General features: G+C 35.9%; 23 protein-coding genes. 13 read left to right on the forward strand and 10 right to left on the reverse strand.

Translation table 11 applies throughout. The annotated features are described in order from the left end of the window. Nucleotides 1-83: 83 nt before the first annotated feature. A complete protein-coding gene (locus tag ACL9RH_RS14155; RefSeq protein ID WP_422694016.1) occupies nt 84-1,979 on the forward strand; it encodes an ABC-F family ATP-binding cassette domain-containing protein in 1,896 nt (631 codons plus the stop codon). 117 nt (nt 1,980-2,096) lie between these two features. On the opposite strand, the gene ACL9RH_RS14160 is transcribed toward ACL9RH_RS14155, so the two are convergent. After that, complete coding sequence (locus tag ACL9RH_RS14160; RefSeq protein WP_422694017.1) at nt 2,097-3,152, reverse strand: Gfo/Idh/MocA family oxidoreductase; 1,056 nt, start codon at nt 3,150-3,152, stop codon at nt 2,097-2,099. A 183-nt stretch (nt 3,153-3,335) separates the two neighbouring features. Between ACL9RH_RS14160 and ACL9RH_RS14165 the strand changes: the two genes are divergently transcribed. The 3 genes from ACL9RH_RS14165 to ACL9RH_RS14175 all read left to right on the forward strand — a co-directional run bounded on the left by ACL9RH_RS14165 (nt 3,336) and on the right by ACL9RH_RS14175 (nt 7,199). Then, nucleotides 3,336-5,699: a TonB-dependent siderophore receptor gene (locus tag ACL9RH_RS14165; protein ID WP_422694018.1), complete on the forward strand. Its 2,364-nt coding sequence runs from the start codon at nt 3,336-3,338 to the stop codon at nt 5,697-5,699. Nucleotides 5,700-5,792: 93 nt separating this feature from the next. Continuing rightward, a complete protein-coding gene (locus tag ACL9RH_RS14170) occupies nt 5,793-6,308 on the forward strand; it encodes a hypothetical protein (protein WP_422694019.1) in 516 nt (171 codons plus the stop codon). A 384-nt stretch (nt 6,309-6,692) separates the two neighbouring features. Further along, on the forward strand, nt 6,693-7,199 hold the full coding sequence (locus ACL9RH_RS14175; RefSeq protein WP_422694020.1) for a hypothetical protein: 507 nt from the start codon (nt 6,693-6,695) through the stop codon (nt 7,197-7,199). Between the two features lie 98 nt (nt 7,200-7,297). Here the strand turns inward: ACL9RH_RS14175 and ACL9RH_RS14180 are convergent, their stop codons facing one another. Further along, nucleotides 7,298-7,933, reverse strand: a complete 636-nt coding sequence (locus tag ACL9RH_RS14180) for a peroxiredoxin (protein ID WP_422694021.1) — start codon at nt 7,931-7,933, stop codon at nt 7,298-7,300. A gap of 95 nt (nt 7,934-8,028) precedes the next feature. On the opposite strand from ACL9RH_RS14180, the gene ACL9RH_RS14185 reads away from it, so the two are divergent. Next, the gene (locus ACL9RH_RS14185; protein ID WP_422694022.1) at nt 8,029-8,916 is read left to right on the forward strand and encodes a mechanosensitive ion channel family protein; all 888 of its coding nucleotides are present in this window, start codon (nt 8,029-8,031) and stop codon (nt 8,914-8,916) included. A gap of 139 nt (nt 8,917-9,055) precedes the next feature. On the opposite strand, the gene ACL9RH_RS14190 is transcribed toward ACL9RH_RS14185, so the two are convergent. Together ACL9RH_RS14190 and sucC are read right to left on the reverse strand one after the other, a co-directional pair. Continuing rightward, nucleotides 9,056-9,556 carry a hypothetical protein gene (locus tag ACL9RH_RS14190; protein ID WP_422694023.1) on the reverse strand — a complete coding sequence of 167 codons (501 nt, stop codon included), beginning with the start codon at nt 9,554-9,556 and terminating at the stop codon, nt 9,056-9,058. A gap of 78 nt (nt 9,557-9,634) precedes the next feature. Further along, a complete protein-coding gene (gene sucC, locus ACL9RH_RS14195) occupies nt 9,635-10,825 on the reverse strand; it encodes an ADP-forming succinate--CoA ligase subunit beta (protein WP_045500844.1) in 1,191 nt (396 codons plus the stop codon). 511 nt (nt 10,826-11,336) lie between these two features. On the opposite strand from sucC, the gene ACL9RH_RS14200 reads away from it, so the two are divergent. From ACL9RH_RS14200 to ACL9RH_RS14210, 3 genes are read left to right on the forward strand one after another with little or no spacing between them, the layout of a single operon-like run. Continuing rightward, nucleotides 11,337-13,010 (forward strand): peptidase domain-containing ABC transporter, encoded by a 1,674-nt coding sequence (locus ACL9RH_RS14200; RefSeq protein WP_422694024.1) that lies wholly within the window; start codon nt 11,337-11,339, stop codon nt 13,008-13,010. 1 nt (nt 13,011) lies between these two features. Continuing rightward, nucleotides 13,012-14,325 (forward strand): HlyD family secretion protein, encoded by a 1,314-nt coding sequence (locus tag ACL9RH_RS14205; RefSeq protein ID WP_422694025.1) that lies wholly within the window; start codon nt 13,012-13,014, stop codon nt 14,323-14,325. After that, on the forward strand, nt 14,309-15,712 hold the full coding sequence (locus ACL9RH_RS14210; RefSeq protein WP_422694026.1) for a TolC family protein: 1,404 nt from the start codon (nt 14,309-14,311) through the stop codon (nt 15,710-15,712). Before ACL9RH_RS14205 ends, ACL9RH_RS14210 begins: the two co-directional genes overlap by 17 nt. An 80-nt stretch (nt 15,713-15,792) precedes the next feature. On the opposite strand, the gene ACL9RH_RS14215 is transcribed toward ACL9RH_RS14210, so the two are convergent. From ACL9RH_RS14215 to ACL9RH_RS14235, 5 genes are all read right to left on the reverse strand, one after another. After that, nucleotides 15,793-17,070, reverse strand: a complete 1,278-nt coding sequence (locus tag ACL9RH_RS14215) for a chloride channel protein (RefSeq protein WP_422694027.1) — start codon at nt 17,068-17,070, stop codon at nt 15,793-15,795. 251 nt (nt 17,071-17,321) lie between these two features. Beyond that, nucleotides 17,322-17,708, reverse strand: coding sequence for a DUF423 domain-containing protein (locus ACL9RH_RS14220; RefSeq protein ID WP_422694028.1), 387 nt, complete (start codon nt 17,706-17,708; stop codon nt 17,322-17,324). Nucleotide 17,709: 1 nt separating this feature from the next. After that, complete coding sequence (locus tag ACL9RH_RS14225) at nt 17,710-18,780, reverse strand: hypothetical protein (RefSeq protein WP_422694029.1); 1,071 nt, start codon at nt 18,778-18,780, stop codon at nt 17,710-17,712. Further along, nucleotides 18,780-18,947 (reverse strand): hypothetical protein, encoded by a 168-nt coding sequence (locus ACL9RH_RS14230; RefSeq protein ID WP_165602522.1) that lies wholly within the window; start codon nt 18,945-18,947, stop codon nt 18,780-18,782. Before ACL9RH_RS14230 ends, ACL9RH_RS14225 begins: the two co-directional genes overlap by 1 nt. Continuing rightward, nucleotides 18,947-20,275, reverse strand: a complete 1,329-nt coding sequence (locus ACL9RH_RS14235) for a hydroxymethylglutaryl-CoA reductase, degradative (protein ID WP_422694030.1) — start codon at nt 20,273-20,275, stop codon at nt 18,947-18,949. Before ACL9RH_RS14235 ends, ACL9RH_RS14230 begins: the two co-directional genes overlap by 1 nt. 156 nt (nt 20,276-20,431) lie before the next feature. Here ACL9RH_RS14235 and ACL9RH_RS14240 point away from each other — a divergent pair, with 156 nt between their 5' ends. Then, nucleotides 20,432-21,691, forward strand: coding sequence for a putative DNA modification/repair radical SAM protein (locus tag ACL9RH_RS14240; RefSeq protein WP_422694031.1), 1,260 nt, complete (start codon nt 20,432-20,434; stop codon nt 21,689-21,691). 50 nt (nt 21,692-21,741) lie between these two features. Beyond that, nucleotides 21,742-22,500, forward strand: coding sequence for a TIGR03915 family putative DNA repair protein (locus ACL9RH_RS14245; RefSeq protein WP_422694032.1), 759 nt, complete (start codon nt 21,742-21,744; stop codon nt 22,498-22,500). 606 nt (nt 22,501-23,106) lie between these two features. Here ACL9RH_RS14245 and ACL9RH_RS14250 read toward each other — a convergent pair. Next, nucleotides 23,107-23,907: a DNA alkylation repair protein gene (locus ACL9RH_RS14250; RefSeq protein WP_422694033.1), complete on the reverse strand. Its 801-nt coding sequence runs from the start codon at nt 23,905-23,907 to the stop codon at nt 23,107-23,109. 95 nt (nt 23,908-24,002) lie between these two features. Here ACL9RH_RS14250 and ACL9RH_RS14255 point away from each other — a divergent pair, with 95 nt between their 5' ends. From ACL9RH_RS14255 to pfkA, 3 genes are all read left to right on the forward strand, one after another. After that, nucleotides 24,003-24,341 carry a winged helix-turn-helix transcriptional regulator gene (locus tag ACL9RH_RS14255; protein WP_422694034.1) on the forward strand — a complete coding sequence of 113 codons (339 nt, stop codon included), beginning with the start codon at nt 24,003-24,005 and terminating at the stop codon, nt 24,339-24,341. Nucleotides 24,342-24,414: 73 nt separating this feature from the next. Next, nucleotides 24,415-25,287, forward strand: a complete 873-nt coding sequence (locus ACL9RH_RS14260) for a DUF4846 domain-containing protein (RefSeq protein ID WP_422694035.1) — start codon at nt 24,415-24,417, stop codon at nt 25,285-25,287. Between the two features lie 83 nt (nt 25,288-25,370). Beyond that, on the forward strand, nt 25,371-26,357 hold the full coding sequence (gene pfkA / locus ACL9RH_RS14265; protein ID WP_422694036.1) for a 6-phosphofructokinase: 987 nt from the start codon (nt 25,371-25,373) through the stop codon (nt 26,355-26,357). Nucleotides 26,358-26,366 lie beyond the last annotated feature (9 nt).

The raw sequence follows: 26,366 nt of genomic DNA on the forward strand, positions 1-26,366 counted from the left end.
ACAGATCTTCCGGAAAATTTTCTGCCTACATTTTCGTATTTTTGCAGTTCAGTTCAAAATTAAAATCAAACCATTAGTTTCCAATGAATTACGTTTCTGCAGAAAATCTTACCAAATCTTACGGCATCAAAGTTTTGTTTCAAAACATTTCTTTTCACATCAATGAAGGAGACAAAATTGCCATTGTTGCCAAAAACGGAAGTGGAAAATCTACCCTTCTTAAAATTTTAATGGGTAAAGAAATTGCAGACAGCGGTACTGCGATCATTAATAAAGACATCCAGGTTGTACTTTTCGACCAGGAGATTGATTATGACCCGCAACTCAGCATTGAAGAGTTTATGATGACATTAGATTCTGAACCTATTCTTGCTTTAAAGAATTACCACAAATCTCTTCACTCTACAGATCATGATTTCATTGAAAAAGCTTTAGCAGACATGGAAGTTCACAAAGCTTGGGATCTTGAAAACGAAATGAAGCAGATTCTTTCTCAGCTTAAGATCACAGATCTGGATGCTAAAATGGGAACGCTTTCCGGAGGGCAGATTAAACGTGTGGCACTGGCAAAATTATTAACGGAAACCAGAGCCGAGCACAGACATACTCTACTGATCATGGATGAGCCTACCAACCACCTTGACGTAGATATGGTGGAATGGCTTGAAAACTACCTGAACAAAGCAAAGATAACATTACTTCTTGTTACTCACGACCGATATTTCCTGGACAGCGTTTGCGATATTATCTGGGAAATGGAAGATAAAAATCTCTATGTCCACAACGGTTCTTACGCTACCTATCTTGAGAACAAAATGATTCGTGAGGAAAATCTTAATGCAACGATTGATAAGGCCAACAACCTTTACCGAAAGGAATTGGAATGGATGCGAAGACAGCCTAAAGCGAGAACCACAAAATCTAAGAGCAGAATTGACGCTTTCTATGAAACAGAAAAAGTAGCCAAAACTGATACAAGAAAAGATGGTCTGGAGCTTGATTTCGAAATGAAAAGGTTAGGAAATAAAATTCTTGAACTTAAACATATTGATAAAAGTTTTGGTAGCAAAGTGCTTCTAAAAGATTTCAGTTACCAGTTTCAGCGTGGTGAAAAAGTAGGAATTATTGGAAAAAACGGAGCCGGAAAATCTACACTATTAAATATCATTCAAGGGTTAGAAAAAGCCGACAAAGGAGATATTGAAACTGGAGAAACTATTTCTTTCGGATATTTTGCTCAAAAAGGGCTTACCTATAAAGAAGATGAGCGCGTTATTGATTTCATTAAAGAAATTGCAGAGCATTATCCTTTAGCCAACGGAAGAAGTCTTTCCGCATCACAGTTCTTAAGACTGTTCTTATTTGACGACCAGACGCAGTATTCACCGATCTCAAAACTTTCGGGGGGTGAAAAAAGAAGACTTCACCTGATGTATATTCTGTATCAGAATCCTAACTTCCTGATCTTTGATGAACCTACGAACGATCTTGATCTTCCGACTTTAACGGTGCTTGAGAACTTCCTGCAGCAATTCCAAGGTTCTTTGATTATCGTTTCCCACGACCGTTATTTTATGGATAGAATTGTAGATCACGTTCTTGCATTTGAGGGAGAAGGTAAAATCAGAGATTTTGTTGGAAACTTCTCAGAATATCGTGAGGCCAAAAGCCGTGAAGACGCTTTAGAAAAAAATACAGCAGCTAAACCTGAGCCTGCTAAAGAAGTTGTTTCCGCAACAGAAAATGCTCCAGCGTCTAACAGTTCTAAAAGAAAACTGACCTTCAAAGAGCAAAGAGAACTGGAAACTATTGAAAAAGAAATGCCTGAACTGGAAGAGCAGCGTTCCAAAATTTTGGACCAGCTCAACAACGAGGCCGATTATGAAAAGATAGCAAAACTTTCCTCAGAACTTGAAAACGTCTCAGAAAAACTGGAAAACCACGAAATGAGATGGCTTGAACTTCAGGAAATCCTTTAATAGTAATGAATGAGTTCAAAGTGTAAAGTTCAAGGTTGATTGTCTTCGTAATTAGAAAAACCCAATTCTTTTACAATCCAAGCCTCAAACTCTTTGAACTCATTTACAACCTATCATCTATAATGTAACTACTTTTTCTTCTTTTGCACTTTCCAGAGAAGCATCAATAATTTTCATATTCTGAATCACTTCCTTTCCTGGAGATGGCAAAGCGTATCCAAACACAACGTGTTCATAGATTTGCTGGTAATAATTCATATAATTTCCGGCTTCACTTGAGGTAAGTATTCTTTCGGTTTCGGAGTCTTCGTTTAAAAAGTTCAAAATTCCGTCTGTTCCGGTAAGTGGCTGTGTCCATTCCTTACCATATTCAGGAATTGCTCCGGCAACCAATTCATTTTCCTGATTATCTGTTCTTTCCTGTAAAAAACTTCCTTTATCTCCATGAATCATGTAAGCATAGTGCGCTTCTTTACTGAATACCGATGACTTTAGTCTTACCCTCAGATTATTTTTATAGAATAAAAGAATTTCGAAATAATCATTGGCAAAGTCAGCACCTTTCATTGAAAAGACATCAGCAAAAAGTTTTTCAGGATATCCGAAATACTGCACAGCCTGATCTACAAGATGAGACCCAAGATCATGAAGAGAGCCGGAACCTACCTGATCCGGATTTTCTTTGTGCTGCTTTCCGCTTGGAGTTGTACGAAACCTGTCAAAACGGATTTCTACCTCTTTTGTATTTCCAAGTTTTCCTTCCTGCAAAATTTTCTGTACCTGTAGAAAATCACGGTCGAATCTCCTGTTTTGGTATACACTTAAAAAAAGACCTTTTTCTTCGGCAAGCTGTACGAGTTCTTCTGCTTGGGAAACATTGACTGTAAAAGGTTTTTCAACGATGATATTTTTCCCGGCTTCCAGTGCTTTTTTAGCATATTCATAATGAGTCTGAACAGGTGTGTTGATGATCACCAGCTCCACATCAGCATTCTGAAGCATTTCTTCCACGGAACGGTAAATAACAGCTTCAGGATATTTTTCCTTAGATTCTTCTTTACTTCTTTCCACCACTGCAGAAATGAAAAAACCCGGATGTTCTTTTAAAAAGGGAGCGTGAAACACTTTTCCACTCATTCCAAAGGCACAAAGTCCTGCTTTTATCAATTGCATATTCTCTTTTTTTTAACAAATATATTCATAAAAAAGTTGTGATTTTTGAAATATGGCAGGTATAGAAACAATCCATTGATGCTTCTTTTTATAATATGATAAAAGTCATTGAATTATTTTTATCTATTCTAAACAAATACTTACATTTGCGCCTTATTTAAAACTGTTCTACATAAAAATAAAATGAAAAGACAACTACTTTCTTTAGGGCTTCTATTGGCAGCTGTATCAGCAAGTTCGCAGATGAAAAATGCTGAAGCAGATACCATTAGAACCCAAACCATTGAAGACATCAACCTTCACAAAACAGGAAATCCTAACCAGGCAAGGCCATTATCAACAAAATCAAACCTTACGGTAATGGAAAATCCACAGCCAATTGCCATTGTAACGCACGAAATTATCGAGCAACAGCAGGCAAAACAGCTGAGTGATGTTATCCAAAACGTAAACGGAATGTATGTAACGTCTTCAAGAGGTAATTCTCAGGATAGTTTTGGTGGGCGTGGTTTCATCTTGGGTAACGATAATATTTTCAAGAACGGAGCAAGAATAAACAGTGGTGTTTTCCCTGAAGTAAGTGGTTTGGAAAGAGTTGAAGTTTTAAAGGGTGCCAATGCCATGCTGTTTGGTAATGCTGCTGCGGGAGGAATCATCAATATGATCACCAAGAAACCTAAATTTAATTTTGGAGGAAGTGTAGGATTAAACGGAGGAAGCTGGAATTCTTATAAGCCAACCGTGGATGTATACGGACCGTTATCAAAGAATATTGCTTTTCGAGTGAATGGAACTTATGAATATGCAGAGAGTTTCAGAGATGTTGTAAGTTCTGAAAAATATTATTTCAACCCTTCATTTTTATTCAATATCAGTCCGAAATCTCAGTTGATCATTGAAGCGGATTATCTTAAGAACAATTTTACCCCGGATTTCGGCCTTGGTTCTATCACGAAGCCTGACGGTTCATACGAACTGAATACATTGTTACCAAGAAATGCTTTTCTAGGAGCAGACTGGCAATATCAAAATGTACAGCAGGTATCTACGAATGCCACTTTCAATCACCAATTTAATGAAAAATGGTCTTTGAATGCTATAGCGTCGTATCAGAATTATACTAAAGATTATTTCTCTACTGAAAGAATACAGTGGGGATATGATAAAAACAACAACCTGTTCTGGACCAGACCTTTAAACAGAACTTATAACGAGCAAAATTATACTTCTGCTCAGGTGAACATCAATGGTGAATTTAAAACCGGAAGAATTGATCACAAAGTACTTATTGGTGCAGATACAGATTATGCAACTTCTGACTCTTATACTTATTTTGATCCTACAAGAGATCCTAAAAAGGTTTCTCTTTACGGAACATCTTATTTATATGGAGCCAATGGTAACCCAGACGGATTGGTGTATATGGACAACCCTTCTACATGGGCAGCAGGAGGAATGCCGAGCTCTCAAACGGCAGATAAAACCCGTATTAATACTAGAAGAATTGGGGTATATGCTCAGGACTTCATCAGCCTTTCAAAAGAATTTAAAGTATTGGCAGGGTTAAGATGGTCATACATTGAGAATATGCCTACCATCATCACAAGATATAAAACTTTTAATAAAGGAATTCTTGATCCTAACGCTGCAATGTCTAAAACATTGGTAAATAATAGCTCTACATCAGACCAGGCAATCTCTCCAAAAGTAGGTCTTGTTTATATGCCAAACAGCAATTTATCGGTATTTGCTACCTATACCAACTCCTTCGTTTCTAATGCAGGATATACTTCTGGTGATCTTGCCAACCTTAATACGAACGGAAGTGCAAATGATGTATTAAACAGAATCAACAATTTATCAAGAGAAGGAATTAAGCCTACCACTGTTGATCAATACGAAATAGGAGCAAAGAAAAACTTCTGGAACAATGCGCTTGCAGTAAACCTTACCTTATACCAAATTATTTATAATAACTATTATCAGAACTACTTCTATACAACGGTAGTAAGTAATGTTACCAATGTAATCACTCCTGATGCCAACCTAAAAGAACTTGCCGGAAAAATGAGAAGCCGCGGGGTAGAATTGGATATTACAGGAAATCCTAATGAAAACCTATCTATTATAGCAGGTTTCTCATATAACAATTCCGTGTATATTGATACTCCTGAAAAAGGATACGTTGAAAACCAAAGACTGGTAAGAACTCCTGCAACTACAGCTAATGCTTCAGTATTCTATAAATTCACCAATTATGTAAAAGGATTAAAAGTTGGAGCAGGAATTTACTACATCGGAGACCGAATTGCAGGATGGAATGATTCAAAATCTACCAATATTTCCAGAAACAACGTAACAAGAATGTTTGATCTTAAAGATTATACAACGGTAAGCCTATCGGTAGGATACGACTGGAAAAAATTCTCTCTTCAGGGTAAAGTGGGTAACCTATTTGATGTGGTTAACTACAACGTTCACGAGAACTATTCTGTGAACCCAATAACACCTAGAAATTATTATTTTACACTGACATACAGACTGTAGAATAATATATATAATCATTTTCTCATTAAAAGTGGAAATTGCATTTTTGCAGTTTCCACTTTTGAAATTTAAAAACAAAACAAATAATACGATATGGATAAGATTAAAGACACTAGAAGCTTCATGAGAATTACACACCGTTATCTGGGGTATTTCCTGGCTGGAATTATGGCAGTGTATGCTTTAAGTGGAATTCTTTTGGTTTACAGAGATACCGACTTTCTGAAAAACGAAAAAAAGTACGACAAAACCATAGCCAAAGACCTTACTGAAAAACAATTGAAAAAAGAATTGAAAATGAAAGGTCTTGAAGTGGAAAAAACAGAAGGAACCGTACTTTACTTCAAACAGGGAACCTATGACTCTGCTACTGGAAAAGCTTTATACTCAAAAAAGGAATTACCTTTTGTACTGGATAAGATGGTTTCTCTTCACAAATCACAGTCTAAAGATGCGATTTCTCCTCTCAGCGTATTTTTCGGGGTTTCTCTTTTCTTCTTTGTTATTTCCAGTTTCTGGATGTTTAATCCAAAAACAAAAGCTTTTAAGCGAGGAATTAAGTTTACAATAGCAGGTCTTATTATCTCTATTATTCTTCTGTTTATTTAACAAAAATTTAAAAGAAAATAAACCATATATCAGATAATTTCATATTCCGTTCATTGTCATTTTGATAAAAAAATCAAATAATAAATAAAAAGAATTATTTATTCAGGCTTAAAAACCCTATTATTTCTTTGCATTATCATTATAAGATCATCAGTGAATATGTTAAAAAGTTAAATTGTATACCGTTTATATTCTTAACATTAATTTAGAAAAATTACCTAAAATTAAGACTCTGGCACATTTATTGTTTTTTCTATAATTCGTGAATAATAAAACATTTAATTATTAAAATAATAAATTATGAAAAGACTTATTTTAACAGGGATATTAGCCGTAGCAGGTCTAACAGCCACAGCAAACGCTCAGATTCAAAAAGGTAATTGGATGGTAGGAAGTAGCATTGTTGCGAGTAACTTTGGCCTGAATACTGGTGGAGGATACAACATTTCACTACAGCCAAAAGCTGCTTATTTTCTTCAAGATAATGTAGCTGTTGGGGGATATGTTGATTTAGGCTTCAATAAAGTAGCTAAAGGATCACCTACAAACTTTGTATATAAAGTTGGAGCGCTAGGCCGTTACTTTGTATCTCCAGGTGAAAAAGGGATCGACAATCTATTACATCACGGACGTTGGTTCTTCGAAGGTAACGTAGGTATTGGAGGAACTTCTACAGAAGGAGGAAACTCTACTACTGGTTTAGATTTCGGAGCTGGCCCAGGATACTCTTACTTCATCACTCCAAATATTGGTGTTGAAGGTTTAGTAAAATATAACGGTGTTGCAGGTTTTGGTAGCGAAGGTTTAACTTCTACTCTAACTTTCAATGTTGGATTTAGTATTTATTTACCTACTTCTAAAGGTAAGCAAATCATTAATGACGTTAAGTAATTATTGAAATACTTATAAAAAATGAAAGCGCCCCGGAAAATTTATTTTCGGGGCGCTTTTCGTACAAATTAAAACTAAACTATAAAAAATCAAATAAATCATGTATTCGGTTGAGGCGTATATCTTAAATACGGCTTTATTTCTGTAACTCCTTTTGGGAATATTTTTTTTGCTTCTTCTGTAGAAACTGAAGGAGGTATAATAACATCTTCACCATCTTTCCAGTTAACAGGAGTGGCTACCTGATAAGAATCTACCAACTGTAAAGAATCCAGCACTCTAAGGATCTCATCAAAATTCCTTCCCGTAGAGGCCGGATAGGTAATAATCAGTCTAACTTTTTTTGCAGGATCAATGATCAATAAAGAACGTACGGTAGCTGTTGCCGAAGCATTAGGATGAATAAAATCATACAGTTCCGAAATTTTTCTGTCTTTATCAGCAATAATGGGAAACAGCACATGGGTATTCTGGGTTTCATTAATATCTTTCACCCAATTCTGGTGATCTTCTACCCCATCCACGCTCAAGGCGATCACTTTTGTTCCTCTGGCATCAAATTCCGACTGCAATTTTGCAGTATATCCCAGCTCTGTAGTGCAAACCGGCGTATAATCTGCAGGATGGGAAAACAAAATTCCCCATGAATCTCCTAAATAATTATAAAATTGGATGTCACCTAAAGATGACTCTGCCTGAAAGTTGGGTGCTGTATCTCCTAGTTTGATTGACATAATGTTCTTTCTTTATAGTCTACAAATTTAGTAGACTTTTTGGAACTGGCAAATTTTTTGATGAAAATTTATATCTTTAATTAAAATTTTTATCCATGGAGAAAACGGGGCTCAGGTATATAGATGTTGTTTATAAAGTTTTGGAAAGTTGGTATGTAACATTTGCAGCGCTTACTCCTAAACTGATTGTCGGAATTTTAGTATTTACATTTTTTCTGATCACCAGTAAATATTTAAGTAAAGGAGCTGTAAAACTATTTCATAAATTCTTCCCTAAAAGTCAGAAAGAAAGTTCACTAGTTACTTTAATCAGTATTTTCAGATTTTTGATTATGCTGATGGGTACATTTATTGCCCTTGAAATAATGGGTTTCAGCGGTTTTCTCTGGAAGTTTATCGGAAGTTTAGGAGTTGCCGGGGTTATTGCCGGGGTAGCGCTGAAAGATCTTGTTTCAAGTATTTTTTCGGGAATGCTTATTGGAATTGACAAAGCCTATAAAGTCGGGGATTATATTACCATCGGCGCTCATTCGGGAACGGTACAGGAAATTGGTTTTCTAACGACAAAGCTTCTTACGGATGATGGAAAGAAAGCTTATATTCCCAATCAGGTTGTTTTTAATGCACCATTTTATAATATTACGGCTTCACCACAACGCAGGATTATTTTAAACTTTGAAATTCCGGCTGATGAAGATATCAGCAAAGCACAAAAAGGAATTCTTGAAGTTGTCAAAAATCTTGACAATGTGGATAAACTAGATACGGTAGAAGTTATTTTCACAGATTTAAAACAGGGAGCCTTCAACCTTCAGGTTAAGTTCTGGATAAAAGTAGGTGCCAATCTGGCTCAGGTAAGAAGTAAGGCTTATTTAGGCATTAAAGAACGCTTTGATACCGATAAAATCCAGTTGGTAACTCCTACGAGTATAAGTATTACAAGCGGTGAAAGTAATTTACCGGAACTCCCTCAGGACAAGTAAAAACATATAAAAATACAAAGACCATTTCAAGATTTGAAATGGTCTTTTTTATGATGACTAGTTGATGATATTGAAATCTTCTTGTAGGTTCAATATCAAAATTAATGTAAAGCTTTTCCTTTTTATGATAGAATAAAAACTACTTTTTCTGTTGTTTTACCTCACACTCTTTTTTACTCTTTTTTTTGGAAATTTTTGCAATACTGTCATTTTCAGCAATCTGCGGTTCACCCATTGTATACTGATCTCTGGCTGATAAAGAATCCTCTTCTACAAAGGTTACCAGTCTTGTTGTTGCAAAATTTTCTTCTTTAGGTTTCGAACATCCTATTACAAATAAAATCATAGAAAGTAAACTTAAACCGATCCTGTTATTTTGCAGGAAGGAGGGAATATATCTCTGAAAAGCAGTTCTTAGTGCTTGAGGCTTGTCAATATTTTCTCCAATCTGATGATTATAGAATCTTCCACAGATCTGGATATCATTATTTTTCTCTAGGATTTGTACAATTTCCTGAGGTTGTTTTTGAGTAAAATCAATGACACATTTATTGCATACAGCACAGAATTTTCCTTTTTCCTGAGGAGACATCAGTTCCCAGTTTTCGGAGCATGGATTCGGAATTTTTATATTTTTCATGAATATAGTTTTTCATACATGCATTAAAAAACCGTTCCAAAAATGAAACGGTTTTTTATTTTATCTGAAAATTTTAGATTATGCTAAAACTTCTTTTACTTTGTTTGCAGCTTCTTCTAAAGTAATTGCAGAGTGTACCGGAAGACCAGACTCGTCAATTAGTTTTTTAGCTTCCACAGCGTTAGTTCCCTGTAATCTTACGATCAATGGAACCGGAAGGCTACCCATTGCTTTGTAAGCATCTACAACTCCCTGAGCAACTCTATCACATCTTACGATACCTCCGAAAATGTTGATCAAGATAGCTTTTACGTTTGGATCTCTTAAGATGATTCCGAAAGCAGTTTGTACTCTCTGAGCATCAGCAGTACCTCCTACGTCTAGGAAGTTAGCAGGGTTACCACCAGATAATTTGATAATATCCATAGTTGCCATTGCAAGACCAGCTCCGTTTACCATACAAGCAACGTTACCGTCTAGTTTTACGAAGTTAAGACCCGCTTCACCAGCTTCTACATCCATTGGATCTTCTTCTCTTGTATCTCTAAGCTCAGCTAAGTCTTTGTGACGGAACAATGAGTTGTCATCTAAAGTTACTTTAGCATCTACAGCGATAATTTTGTTATCAGAAGTTTTTAATACAGGGTTAATTTCGAAAAGAGAAGCATCAATTCCTGTGTAAGCATTGTAAAGAGAAGAAATAAATTTCACAAATTCTTTGAATGCATTTCCTTCAAGACCTAGGTTGAAAGCAATTTTTCTAGCCTGGAAACCTTGAAGACCAATAGCTGGGTCAATTAATTCGTTGTGGATCAAATGAGGAGTTACTTCCGCAACGTGCTCAATATCCATACCACCTTCAGTAGAATATACGATTGTATTTTTACCTTCAGCTCTGTCTAAAAGAATAGAAACATAAAATTCTTTAGTTTCAGATTCTCCAGGATAATAAACATCTTCTGCAATCAAAACAGAGTGTACTTTTTTACCTTCAGCAGAAGTTTGTGGCGTTACCAACTGCATTCCGATGATGTTTTGAGCGTTTTCTTTAAGTTTATCCATATTTGGAGAAAACTTAACACCTCCACCTTTACCACGACCACCTGCGTGAATCTGTGCTTTTACAACCCAAGCCTGTGCTCCGGTTTCAGCAGTCAATTTTTCAGCAGCTGCTACAGCTTCGTCTACGTTGTTTGCAACAAAACCACGTTGGATAGCTACTCCATACTTTGATAAAATCTCTTTTGATTGATACTCGTGAAGATTCATATTATTTTTATTATTTTATTTTAATATTTAAAGGTTGACAAATTTACTAAAAATGAACAAGGTTAAAAAGAAATTTATCGAACTTTTAACTCATTCTCTAAGTTTATCATCGATCTTTTCAGATTCAAAGCGGTGAATCTATGAATAATATGATAATGATCATAAAAAACACCAGCACACGCTTCATATTCTAATGACATTTTAATCTCATTCTAATGTAGATAAGAACATTAACAAATTTCATACTTTATCTTTGAAGCCCCGAAATAATAGAGATATATTACATAGATTTTCAGAGGAAATTTACTATCGGAAAAGACCTTCTTTATAACACCCAGAAAGAATACTGATCATTTTAACCATCATTTCTTTTTCAAAAAACAAAACCTCATCATCTTATCGTACAAACTCTAAAAGGGAGAAACATTCAGTCTATCTTTTCCAATAACCATTGCGGTATTGAGAAGAAAATCTGAAACGGATAAACAGGAAACTTCAGTAAATAAGAAAAATGGAAATAACAGCAAATGAACAGGGCAAAAGACTGATCCGATACATTACAAAAGAAAAAAAAGACGTCACTAATATTTATTTTTATGCCGTTCTGAACGGATTGGTTCTGTTAAGTGTCCCTTTGGGAATACAGTCTATCGTCAGTTTTGTGATGGGAGCTACCATGACGACCTCTATTTATCTTCTGATCTTCTTTGTGGTTATCGTAACATGGCTTGCAGGATATTTCAGATTGAAGGTCATCCAGATTATTGAAAAAATTCAACAGAAAATATTTGTAGAGTTTTCCATTGCTATTGCAGACAAAATTCCCAAGGTAGATCTCTCCTACACTAGAAAATATTACCTCCCGGAACTGGTTAACCGTTTTTTTGATATTCAGAATTTACAAAAAGGAATTTCAAAGATTTTACTGGAAATTCCCACGGCTCTTATTCAGATTTTTTTTGGAATTCTTTTACTCTCTTTTTATCACCCCTGGTTTCTCGCATTTGGAGCCCTGGTCGTTATTTCTGTCGTTATTATTTTCAGATATACCATGGAAAGCGGAATCAAATCCAGTATTGAAGAAAGTAATAAAAAATATGATACAGCCGCATGGATTGAAGATATCGCAGGATCGGTAAAAACATTTAAAATGCATTCCGAAAACAATGCTCATTTAAGAGGAACCGATGAACGTGTTGTAGAATATCTTAAACATAGAACATCACACTTCAAGGTGCTCGTTTTTCAATATAAAACAATTATTGCCTTTAAAGTCATCATTACACTTGCCATGCTTGCCATTGGAACCTATCTTCTGATCAATCAAAAGCTGAATATCGGCGCTTTTATTGCCACAGAAATTGTTGTCCTGAGCATTATGTCTGCGGTAGAAAAATTGATTGTAAGCCTTGAAAGCTATTATGACCTTATTGCATCTTTTGCAAAACTTTCAAAAATCACAGAACTTAAAGAAGAACAAAACGGAGAAATTATTGTATCCCAAAAAGAAAAAGGAACAGAGATCGAATTTAAAAATGTAAGTTTCTCATTCAATGATCACAATCCCATCCTTTCTGATCTGAATTTTAAAATTCAGGAAAATTCACTCAATGTATTAACAGGTAAGCTGGGAGCAGGAAAAACACTTCTCCTCAACATGATCACAGGATTTTTTGAACCCAGCTCGGGAACCATTTTATTTGATAAAATTCCATTAAAAAATATTAAAAAACAACAGCTGAGAAACCATGTGGGTCTTTATCTTGAAAATATGAAGATCATTCAGGGAACGGTAAAAGAAAATATTGTACTGGGAAACAGCCAATGCCACACGGAAGATATTCTTGAACTTTCTGAGAATATTGGAATAGAAAATATTTCCAGCACATTCAGCAGTGGATTCTTTACCGAAGTCAGTGAAACCGATCCGGAAATCACTTTCAGTTCAAAAAAGAAAATATTGCTTCTCCGTGCACTTTTAGGAGAGAAAAGACTCATTATTCTGGAAAATCCTTTTGCAGGAATCCGGGAAGAATATCAGGATAAAATGATGCAGTACCTTCTGAAGATCAAAGAAAAAACAACCCTCATTATCGTATCACAGGATGCAGAACTGCTGCAATATGCAGATCAGCACATTCATCTGGAAGGCGGTACCTTAAGAACATCTCATAAAAATCAGTAACATGGAATTACAGTCATTTGACAAAATATATCATATTCATAAAAAATCAAGGGTGAAAAGATGGTTTCTCTTTATTTTCATTGGAGGAATGATCACCTTATTTCTTCCCTGGACCCAGAACATCAAGGTAAAAGGTAATGTAACCTCTCTTTATCAGGAACAGCGTCCACAACAGCTCCACTCTCCTATTCCGGGGAAAATCATCAAATGGTATGTAAAAAACGGCGATTATGTAAAGAAAGGTGACACCCTTTTACAACTTTCCGAAATCAAAGAAGATTATCTGGATCCACTTTTGGTACAGAGAACCCAAGAGCAGGTGAATGCAAAAAAAGGGGTCCGTGATTTTTATGAAGCCAAAGTAGGAACCGTGAAAAGCCAACTTCAGGCATTACAGTCGGCCAGAGACCTGAAACTTAATCAACTGAAAATAAAAATAAGCCAGCTCAATAATAAACTAACCGGTGAAGAAGCTGAACTGGAAGCGGTTTCCAATGAGCTCAAACTTTCTGAAGACCAATTTACCCGTCAGAAAAAAATGTATGATGAAGGATTGGTTTCTCTTACTCAGTTTCAGCAGAGAAGTATTTCCTTCCAAAATGCCATTGCGAAAAAAACGGCTTCCGAAAATAAAGCAGCCCAAACCCGTCAAGAAATTATCAATACTGGTATTGAGCAAAATTCTGTCATTCAGGATTATACTGAAAAGCTCAGTAAGATAGAAGGAGAAAGATTTCAGAATTTGGGGCAGATTGAAGGCAGTGAAGGTGATATTGCCAAATTAGAAAATCAGGTGGCTAATTATAAAGCAAGACAGGGTTTATATTTCATCCTTGCTTCTCAGGACGGACAGGTTGTACAGCTCAACAAAACAGGAATTGGAGAAGTGTTGAAAGATGGAGAAAATATCGGAACAATTGTTCCCACCGCTGTAGATTATGCCGTGGAAATTTATGTAAAGCCTGTAGATCTTCCCCTTATTAAGGAAAAACAACGTGTGATGTGTATTTTCGATGGTTTTCCTGCGATTGTATTCTCTGGTTGGCCCAACTCCAGCTACGGAACATTTGCTGGGAAAGTAGTCGCTGTGGAAAGCAACATCAGTGCAAACGGACTTTTCAAGGCTCTCGTTATTGAAGATAAAGATGAAAAAAGATGGCCTCCAAAAATTAAGATGGGAACAGGAGTACAGGGAATAGCCATTCTGAATGATGTGCCGATCTGGTATGAACTATGGAGAAATATCAATGGATTTCCACCAGATTATTATGAAGTAAAAAATGATCAAGCCGGTAAATATGAGAAAACAAAATAAGTTTTTTTTGATATTGATCCTTCTTTCTTTCCAATATAGTAAAGCTCAGGATTCTCTCACCCTTTCAGCACAGGAATTTATAGCCGTGGTAAAGAATTATCATCCGCTTGCCCTGAAATACCAGTTGCAGAATAAAATGGCACAAACTGAAGTCACCAAAGCCAGAGGTGGTTTTGATCCTGTCCTGGGAGGAAAGCTTGGTGAAAAAAATATTGACGGAACCCAATATTACAGACAGAAAAATCTGGAACTTGGTATTCCTACCTGGTATGGAATAGATCTTACTGCGGGATATCAACATCTGGAAGGTGAAAAATTAAATTCCAGTGATACCAAAGGCGGGCTGTATAGTATGGGAATTACAGTGCCTTTAGCTAAAAACCTTTTGTATGATAAACGAAGAGCTATATTAGATCAGGCAAAATTTGCTATAAAAATGACTGAAGCGGAGCAAACTGTTTTGACGAATGAACTCCTTCTTGAAGCAGAAAACACCTACTGGGAATGGGTGCAAAGCTTTGAGATTTATCTTCTGCAATCTAAAGCAGTAAACATTAACAAAAAAAGATTTTCTCTTACTCAAAAAACCTTTGAATATGGAGAAAGACCTGCTATAGACACTGTAGAAGCCGGATCACAGTTACAAAGTTTTGAAATCCAACAGAAAGAAGCTTATCTCAATTTTATCAGAAATACACAGAAACTTCAGCTATTTTTATGGAAAGACAACCAGGAAATTTATGAAATGGCAAAGCTTATTTATCCTGCGAATCAACTTTCGGATCATACAGCTTATTCAGATTTTGAATTTCTCCTTCAGGAAATGGATACCAAAAAAATAGACACCCATTGGTCGGTTCTTTACTATGATCAGAAACATCATATATTGGAAAGTGAACGGAGGCTCAAATGGCAGAGCTTTCTTCCCAAACTTGATTTTACCTATAATTTTTTCAATAAAGAAAATTATAAGGCTGATTATCTTCCGCTTTTTGATAGTAATTTCCAATATGGTTTAAAGCTTGAAATCCCTGTATTTCAGAGAGAAGCCAGAGCAAATTATCAAATGGCCAAAATCAAAATAGAGCAGAATCAGCTTGATACTCAGGTTAAAAAAAGAGAACTTCATACCAAGATTGAAACCTATAAAAATGAGCTTGTGAATTATCATGCTCAAATCAATCTTTCCAAAAATAATCTTGTGAATTATCAGAAATTACTCACTGCGGAAGAAATTCGATATACCAATGGTGAAAGTTCTCTTTTCCTCATCAATTCGAGAGAAAATAAAATGATTGATGCCCAGGAAAAGTTTATTTCTCTTCAGACAAAATTTCTGAAAAGCTTTAATAAACTTAAGTGGATGAAAGAAAGCTTCTCCCTATAAAATGAAAAAGTTCAGGAATTCCCTGAACTTTTTTATGTATTCTGAGTGTTTTAATTTCTCTGAATTTATTGTATTAAAGATTATTCTTCTTCCAATTTTTCTGACTGAGATCCGATGAACGGAATTTTCGGAGCCAGGAAATATCCTGTTAAACTCGCAAAAAGTATAGGAACGAAATAGGTAAATCCTGTAAGGGTTCCCAAAATAATTGTTGTGCTCATAGGCGTTCTTGTCACACAGGCATTAATGGCCGCCATGCAGCTCACAATAGCCAAAGTAGTATCTACATTTGGGAAAATATTATGAATAATTAATCCCAGTGTTGTCCCCACAAAAAACAACGGAATGATAAATCCTCCTCTCCATCCGGAAGTTACGGTAACCGCAATGGCCAGAATTTTAAAAATCAGAACAAGAATCAGAAAATTCAATCCAAAGTTTCCACCGATCAGCTGATTGATTTCGTTGTGTCCGAAATATCTTGTAATAGGAAAATTATAGGCAATTATTCCCAGAATAATTCCACCTGCCAATGTTTTGATGTAGATTGGAAAATTTCTGTATTCAAAAACTTTTTTAAAAAACTTAACAACGAAAATAAAGATCCATCCAAATAAGGTTCCCACTATTCCAAAAGCGGTTGCGTAAGCAAAATCATAAACTCCTGTATAATGATAGGCTTTCAGATCCCAGGTTGCTCCAATCCCCAAATGAATGATCAAAGCAAACATAAGGTAACTGAAACAACTGGCTACCAAAGCGGGTATAATAGCCTTGTAATATTCCACAGCGTGTTTATGATGAAGAATTTCCAAAGAAAAAAGACTTCCTCCCAACGGAGCTCCAAATAGTGCTGTGAAACCGGATGCCATCCCCGCAATACTCAAAGACCTCAGCTCTTCTCCTTTCAGTCTGAAAATTTTCCCCAACCAGGTTCCTGTAGAGCCTGTGACCTGTACCAAAGGTGCCTCTGGTCCAAGACTTCCACCCGAAGCTACACAAAATAAAGAAGACAATATCATGGAAGGATTATTCTTCGGATCAAGTTTTCCTTTATTGAATCTGATATTATTAACAATCAAGTGAATTTCTCCCGGATCTCCGATAAAGTGAATCACTAATCCTGCCAGCAAACCACATATGGCCATAGTAGGAATCACCTGCCAACCCTGAAAACGAGTTAAAAATTCAGTAAAATGTTCCAAAACGATCCAATATCCACCCGCAATGCTACCCCCTATCAAACCGGTAATGGCCCACATAAAAAAAGTACGGCTGAATACAAAAGGATTGAATCTTATCGGTTGATCCAAAAGATTGAATGTACGTATTAAACGTCTTCTTCTGTTGATTTTCATTCTAATTTAATTTTAAAATTACGATCATCATTTGTCATTGATGTAATAAGATGGCACTCAATAGATTGATTTATCTGTTTCTGAGTGCAATAGCCTTTGCGAACGAAAAAATGAATATTCCCGAATAACTTACGGACTTCTCGTGTCAGAAATATAAGGCAAAGGGCTTTTTACCTTGCCTGAATTCTGCTCAGCAGTTCATAAACTCAATTTGATGAATTATACTGAGCAGAATTGAAGGCTTTGTATTGTTAGATTTTATTTTTAGCAAAATAAAAAATAAGCATTCCCCAGCTTAGAATCATCATCAGACCTCCAAGCGGAGTAATGGGACCTAAAAATTTAAGATTCATTCCCATATAATCCTGCATACTCAACAAGTAAATGCTTACTGAGAATAAAAATGTTCCTGCAATCATTAAAATGGAAGTCCATTTTTCTGCAGAAGTTTCAAATTTTAAGATATACCCGATGATCAGCAGGAAAAAAGCTGCATACATCTGATATCTTACGCCTGTTTCAAAACTTTCCAGTCTTTCCACCGCTAATATTTTCTTTAAAGCATGAGCTCCGAATGCACCAAGAATAACTGATATCATTCCGTAAACCGCTCCAAAAACTAAAGTAATTGTTTTCATGTTATAACACTTCTAATTCTAGGGTTAAATATTTTTTTGTTTTATAATCCTGCCACTTTCCGATAATTTTATTTCCTTTCAAGTCTGCTTCTATTAAAGCTCTTGGCACCCATTCTTTAAGCTCTTCACTGTGATAATCATCTTCTGTAATCGAAAAATGATCATGAACAAATTCGCCTCTCCAGTTGATCATTTTCTTATTCTTATCATACCAATATGTGGCAGAAAAGGAATCGTCCTCATGGATTTCGTTAAACAAAACCGTGATAGGATATTTCCCGTCAATCTTTCCTTTGAACAGTTTATTTCCAGGGCCAGTTCTATCAACTTTCTCAGAACCGGAAATCAGATTTTTTGCATAAGAGCTCCAATATTTCCCCAACTCTTTATAGGTAAATTCAAGCTCATGACTTCCCAAATCGTCCAACGCTCGCATTGCATGATTAGAGCATCTGCCAGCTACAAAAGTGAGTTTATCTTTTCCAAAAAAATATCTGATTCCGTTCAAGGTATGATCCAAAAAGCAATCTTCATAGAGCGCAATCTGATCCTGAACTTCTTCTGATGGATTTTTTTCAGACTTTAATTTTACAAGAAAATCGTTGATTCTTTTTTTAACTCTATTTTGAATTAAAGTATTAACCGTTTTGATACTCTCTGGCTGAAATAAATCGACAGCATTGATGTAATTTCCTGTTCTCAGATCGAAATTTTTCCAGTCTGCAAACTCTTCCGGGTATGCTCCTGAAGCTTCTCCATTGATGCTTATGCTTACAATATTTTTAGGAGTCTCTAATTTCTCCCAATCATAGAAATACACATAGTTGGAATAAGAATTGGTAGCGGTAGAAGCCAGTTTAAAAGGATTTCCACCTGAATTCGGAATATATTCCAGTTCGTTTACCTGAAGAAATGTATTGATCTTATTGGCCACGGAAGGATTTGCAACATAAGAAATCACAGGAAACACGAAGTTTTCAGATTTTGGCTGCAAATCTTGTATTTTTAAATCTTTCTGCTGCGAAAAACTTAATCCGGAAATCAATAAGAAAAATACAATACTCTTTTTCACTATTTTGACTTTAGGTACATCAGGATAAATTTGGCTACCAATGTAGAAATACCAAGTATGATAAACATATTGGCAAATCTCTTGGAGCTTCTGAATCCTTCATGATTCGTTTTCTTTAAAAAGAATCCGAAAAGAAGAAATATGATAGGCAAAATGATCTGTAACATTAGTTTTCTCGCATTCTGTTAAATTCATTGATCACCTCGTGATGGCTTACCGTCTTATCTTTGAAGTACGTCACAAAATGTTGCTTTTCTTCTTCTGTAGCTCCCAATTGGTTCAGAATATTCAGTAAGTGCATTTTCATATGTCCTTTCTGAATTCCTGTTGTTACCAACGAGCGCAATGCTCCAAAATTTTGTGCAAGACCAGAAACAGCAAGAATACTCATCAATTCCTGAGCGGAAGGTTTTCCTAGAAGAGCCAGTGAGAATTTTACCAGCGGGTGAAGGTTGGTTAAACCTCCTACAACTCCCACAGAAATAGGAAGATCAATCCAGAATCTGAAAACGCCATTATCTGTTGTACAATGGGTCAGAGATCGGTATTGTCCGTCTCTCGCTGCATAGGCATGAGCGCATGCTTCTGTTGCTCTGAAGTCATTTCCTGTAGCAATCACTACCGCATCTACTCCGTTCATCACTCCTTTATTGTGAGTTGTAGCACGGTAAGGCTCAATTTCAGCAATGGTAACGGCCTGTTTGAATTTAGAAGCAAATTCTTCAGGAGAAATTCCGCTGTCATCTTTTAAATCTTCCATTTTACAGGAAACCTCAGCTCTTACGATACAATCCGGTGTAAAGTTGGAAAGAATATTCATCACAATCTGTAGTGAATTCTTTTCTTCCTGCGTGAAATCTTCGCTGATAGCCACTTCCTGCTTCAAGGTTTTTCCAAACTGTTCAAGACATGAATTGATAAAATTGGCTCCCATTGAGTCTACAGTATCAAAGCTTGCTTTCAACTGGTAATAGTTCGGCATTTCTGCAGTTTTATCTACCAGGCTGATATTGAGAATACCACCGCCGCGCTTTCTCATGTTGGATGTGATATCTTCTGTAGCTTCAAATAATTTTTTCTTCAAACTGAAATTAAAGAAATGTAATAATTTGTGAGGTTCTACATTAAAAATAAAGTGAGTGTGTCCCAATTTTTCGGTGTTGATAATTGTGGTTTTGAAACCGCCTTTGTCGATCCAGAATTTAGCAGCTTTGGAAGCCGCAGCCACTACTGAACTTTCTTCCACTGCCATAGGAAGCGCCAACAGTTTTCCGTCAATCAAAAAGTTGGGTGCAATTCCGTAAGGCATATAAAAATTGGAGATCGTGTTCTCGGAAAACTCATCATGAAGTTTCTGAAGATCAGCATCTTCATTCCAATATTGTTTTAATATATTTTGATATTCCTGGTTTCCCTCAAGGTATTCGTTTACGAGCCATTCGATTTTCCCCTGCTTTGGCAGCTTGGAAAAACCTTCGATTGGTTTATGATTCATGATATAAACTTTAATGAGCCGTAAATATAATGATTTTGAGACTCTTTTTTGTTGATAACTTCTATGAAAAAAGGTTGACATTTATCAATTTTGGAACTAAATTTGAACATTATAAAAATATAATCCGATACAAAAAGTATCAAATATTCTATCCATATGAATTTTGAACGCCTGAAAGAAAAACTCGAAATCCTTGCGGATGCAGCAAAATATGATGTTTCCTGCTCTTCCAGCGGAGGAACAAGAAAGAATAAAAAAGGGGCTTTAGGAGACAGTTCTGCAAGTGGGATTTGCCATACCTATACAGAAGATGGAAGGTGTGTATCTCTTCTTAAAATTCTCCTGACCAATCATTGTATCTATGATTGCGCTTACTGTGTTTCCAGAAGTTCAAATGATATTAAAAGGGCAGCTTTTACGGTAGAAGAAGTGGTGGATCTTACCATCAGCTTTTATCGGAGAAATTATATTGAAGGTTTATTTCTCAGCTCAGGAATTTTCAAAAATGCGGATACTACGATGGAGCGCCTTGTAAGAGTGGCCAAAAAACTTCGTCTTGAGGAAAATTTTAATGGATATATTCATCTTAAATCAATTCCTGGCGCCAGCGATGACCTGATGCAGGAAGCGGCCTTATATGCAGACCGATTATCGGTAAATCTGGAAATTCCTACAGAAAGTGGACTGAAATTATTAGCTCCGGAAAAGAACAGACAGGATATGATCAGCCCGATGCGATATATTCAGAAAGGAATTATCCAGTATAAAGATGAAAAAAAAATTCTGAAGAAAGTTCCCAAGTTTGCTCCTGCGGGACAATCTACACAAATGATTGTGGGAGCAACCAATGAAAATGATTTACAGATCATCAAAGTGGCGGATCATTTTTATAAAAATTTCAACCTGAAAAGGGTGTATTATTCCGGTTATGTTCCTGTATTGGAAGACAAAAGGCTTCCTTCTTTAACAACAGAGGTTCCTATGCTGCGTGAGAATCGTCTGTATCAATCAGATTGGCTGATGAGATTTTATGGTTTTAAAGCAGAAGAAATTTTAGATCCTAATGTTCCTTTTCTTGACCTGGAAATTGATCCGAAATTAAGCTGGGCACTTCGAAACCTGCATGAATTTCCTGTAAACCTTCAAACTGCGGATTATCAGACTATTTTAAGAATTCCGGGAATTGGAGTAAAAACCGCACAGAAAATTGTAAGTGCAAGACGTTTTCAGATGTTAACAATGGATCATTTGAAAAAACTCGGTGCCGCAGTCAACCGGGCAAAATATTTTATAGATTTCAATGCAGGAAATGCTTATCTGAAATATCTGACGGATAAAAACTTCAGAAAATTGCTCGTGGGAGGAAGTTCTTCCAAGTTTCACAATCAGTTTTCCCAGCAACTAACATTGTTTTAAACACAAATCACACGAACGACAAGCAGCACAACTAAATTTTCAAACTTATTATGACAACCCTACTCTATGATGGAAGTTTTGACGGTCTTTTTACTGCAATATTTGAAGTTTTCGAATATCGTTATCTGGATGTGGAAATTTCCAGCCGGGAACACTTTCATCAGGAGAATATTTTCGCCGAGATTCATGAAACCATTACACAGTCTGAGAAATCGGACCGAGTTTTAAATAAACTTGAGCAAACTATAGGAAAACAGGGCGTTCATCAGTTATTGAAAGTTTTTCTCTCTGAAGATTCCGATATGGAAAATTTACTACTTTCTGCTGTTCGCCAATCTATTAAGTATCCTGGAGAAAATATTCTCCAAAATTTTGCTGATTCTGATATTTTAAAAATTTCAAAAATCTGCAAATCGGTAGATAGAGAAAGACACAGAATGACTGCTTTTGTCCGCTTTGAAAAGATGCAGGATGACGTTTTCTTCGCCAAAATAGATCCGGATTTCAATGTTCTTCCCTTGATAAGGAAACATTTCAAAGACCGATACCAAGATCAGAAATGGATGATTTATGACCTTCGCAGAAACTATGGAATTTTTTACGATCTGGAAACCTGTGATTTCTTTTACCCTGAAGAAAAACTCAACCTCAACCAATATCAGCAGAAATTTCATGATGAAGAAAAAAATTACCAGACCCTTTGGCAGCGGTATTTTACAAAAACCAATATTGTAGAACGAAAGAATATGAAACTACATCTTCAGCATGTTCCGAAAAGATATTGGAAATATCTGACAGAAAAACATTAGAGGCTGACAATGAACACCTTAAAAGATTATTTTATCCAAACATGACTTTGTGGATAACTTTTATGATCAAATCAATCTACTCATTTCTCTGAAACCTTTTTTAATCAGATATTCATAAACAACTAATAAGATGGTAGATACAATCAAAAATAATATACAATTCCATATTGTGGATAACTTTTTCGAGTTAACAAATAGTTAACATTAGAAATGATGGTTTTATACTTTTCCGAAGAAGCAGAAAATGAATATTCAAAAATTGAAGAAAAAAGAAACTGGTATTTTCTTTGAGATGAGAATTGAATTATCAAACGTTTTTGAGTTCAGAAAATTATAAAAATATGACTTTGTGGATAACTTTTTCAACATCATCAAGTTGATTACTCTTTGTATATCCTTTTATCAAAGACTTTTCATAACTTATTAAATGGATGACAGATAGAAAGAGAATTAATTTACATTTCCATATTGTGGATAACTTTTTCATGAATACAGTAAGATAAAAATCTTCTACTTCTGCCCTATCAAAGGAACTGATACAACTATTTTATTATCAAAAGAATACCATAATAAAAATCATTAAAAAACTCATATTGTGGATAACTTTTATTTACGAAGGGTTCGTAAAGCTTTTTTAACGATATACTGCGTTTCTTTTGTAGGACTATCTTTTAACCATTCGTCGCAGATTTCTACAACAAATTCCGGTTGTGATTTACTGGCGTCATTTAACCAGTTTCCTACACTGTCTTGCACATATCTTGATGAATCTGATTGTAGTGGTTCTAAAATTTCAAGCCCTAATCCGGGATTTTGTTTCAATTCATTAATATGTTCGCACCAAACTCCTCTTGGTCGGGTAGATTCACTGGCAAAACGTCTTATATATTCATTTTCATGACTGGTCCATTGTGATAAAAAAGTGATACTTTCGGTAAGATTTTTTGAAATATCGGGACGTACTGCCATCCAACAGATTTCTCTTACTCCAAAGTGAGAATCGGAAGCGAAATGTTGTATTTTATTTAATTTTTCTCGGAAATCAAAATTATTATTTCTTCCCACAGTGTAGGCTGCCCAGCACCGTACAAGATCTGCCTGATGTGAAGAAATTTGAGACAAAAACTCTTCATCCCGATTATAAGTGGCTAATTTCAGTAATCCTAAACCAATAGCCTCGTTGATGGTATTCACAGTTTGCTTTTTCAACAGATTTACATGGTTTAAAATTTCTTGTAAATATTCCATGCGGTTATTTTGTTGAAGCAAATTTTCCAACAAAAGCTTTTGATCTACAGCCAACCATTCTGTAAGATTGGCAGTTTCTATTTCTCCTCTGTTCAGCTGTTCAAGAATATCTGATGGAATATCTTTGATAGAGCGGGCTCCTTTTCGCTTTTCGGTCATAGTATTTTAATGATTATCTTTACAAAAGTCTGAAAGTGGGCGGACAAAAACAATACCGCATATTGTTCACCCATAGGGATAAAAAAGTCAATTTTATGGAAACAAAGGAAAAAGCTGAAGAAAATAAAATTTGCCCGCTAGAAGTTGCAGTCAATACCATTAGTGGAAAGTGGAAAATTCCTATTGTATGGCAGATCAATGAAGGAAAAAAGCGTCCAAGTGAATTTTTGCGCGGTATTGCAAAAGTAGACCGAAGAGTGCTTAATCAACAGCTTACTGAAATGGTACAAGATGGAATTCTGACCAAACAATCTTTTCATGAACTTCCTCCCCGTGTTGAGTATACTCTTACAGAACTTGGCAAAGAATTGGTTAAAATTCTCTGGCAACTTAATGACTGGGGAAAACTGTTGATTCCTGATGAAAAAATATAAACACATTATTATAGGTAATACGCTCAATACTTTTTACAAAAATTCTCATATTTGTCATTGAATCAAATGCAATATGAAAAAAATTATTTCAGGATTGGCAGCCGCCACTTTTCTAGTGGGATGTACTCATGATAAAATGCGTCCCCATCTTAACGCCAAAGACACGAATGAATTAAGTTCAGAAAGTTCTGTACACATCATTAAAGATAAAAACACCATCAAAGGACGGTTTTCTCCTCCCCAAAACTATCAATGGATAGAAGAAAAAACAGGTTCTTTTGGGTATTTTATCGAAAATTTCACACTGAAGCCTTACGGAAGTCAGATCTTAAAATATGATGGAAATCCTATCTCCACACAGCATCTTCATGAAGCGGTGTTTGATATTGATACCGGCAGTAAAGATTTACAACAATGTGCTGATGCTGTCATTCGGTTAAGAGCTGAATATCTATATAAGGCAAAAAAATATGATGAGATTAAATTCCATTTTACAAGCGGCGATCTTCTTACCTGGAATGACTATAAAAATGGAACACGAGCTTTTGTCAATGGAAATTCTGTAAACTTTAGAAAAGCAGCAGAGCTTGATAATTCTTATAAAAATTTCAGGAATTATCTTGACCTGATCTTCAACTATGCAGGAACCATTTCTTTGAATAAAGAAACCAAGCCAGTCACCAGAAATTCAAATCTAAAAACAGGTGACATTCTCATTACTCCGGGGAGTCCTGGGCATGTGGTTTTCATTGCCGGTGTCTGCCAGAATAAGGAAGGGAAAAAATTATTTTTATTGGGTGAAGGGTTTACTCCTGCTCAATCGATCCATTTGTTATCCAATCCTTTTGATAAAAATATTTCGCCGTGGTATGATCTTGACGTAGCTTCTCCTGAGACGAAAACTGCGCGGTACATTTTTAAACTTACAAACTTCAGAAGCTTTTGATCATTTATATTCAAAACTATTGGAAAGTTACTACGATAATCTGAACTTGTTTTTGTAAGTTTGTGTTCGAAATTTTTTACTTGATGAAAGAGAGTGCTGTAAAAAAAATTGCAGTTCTTACTTCAGGAGGTGACTCTCCGGGTATGAATGCGGCATTAAGAGCGGTAGTAAGAACCGCCAATTACTATGATATCGAATGTTACGGAGTGAGAGAAGGTTACAATGGCCTTATCAACAATGATTTCCTGAAAATGGGAGCACGTTCCGTAAAAAATATAATCAACCAAGGTGGAACGATTCTAAAATCTGCCAGATCCGCTGAGTTCAGAACCAAAGAAGGCCGTCAGAAAGCTTACGATAATTGCGTAAAGCTTGGAATAGATGGTTTGGTATGTATTGGTGGAGATGGAACTTTCACGGGTGCCAAAATTTTCAGCGAAGAATTTGGAATTAGAGTAATCGGTATCCCTGGAACGATCGATAATGATATTTTCGGAACAGATAATACGATAGGTTATGACACGGCCCTAAATACGGCAATGGATGCTATTGATAAAATTCGTGACACGGCAACTTCTCACAACAGAGTTTTCTTTGTGGAGGTAATGGGTCGTGATGCAGGTTTTATTGCTTTAAACAGCGGATTGGCTGCCGGAGCTTTGGATATTTTGATTCCTGAAAAGAAGGACAGTGTTGATGAGCTTTTCGTAAAATTCAGAAATGCTGAAAAAACAGGAAAGTCATCCAGTATTGTAGTCGTAGCCGAAGGTGAAAAATTAGCCAACGTTTATGACCTTGCAGAAAAAACAAAACAGACATTCCCGGATTATGACATTCGTGTAGCTATTTTGGGACACATGCAGAGAGGAGGTTCTCCAAGCTGTGCAGACCGAGTTTTGGCAAGCAGACTAGGCTATGGTGCTGTAACCGGATTAATGGAAGGACAAACCAATGTAATGGCAGGTATGCGTTCCAACGATCTGACATACACCCCTATTGAAGAAGCCATTAAAAAACATAACGAAATCAATAAAGATCTTTTACTGATTTCAGAAATTTTAGCAATCTAATTATTTTTA

It is taken from the genome of Chryseobacterium sp. Mn2064 (assembly GCF_049319685.1).
Classification (GTDB): domain Bacteria; phylum Bacteroidota; class Bacteroidia; order Flavobacteriales; family Weeksellaceae; genus Chryseobacterium.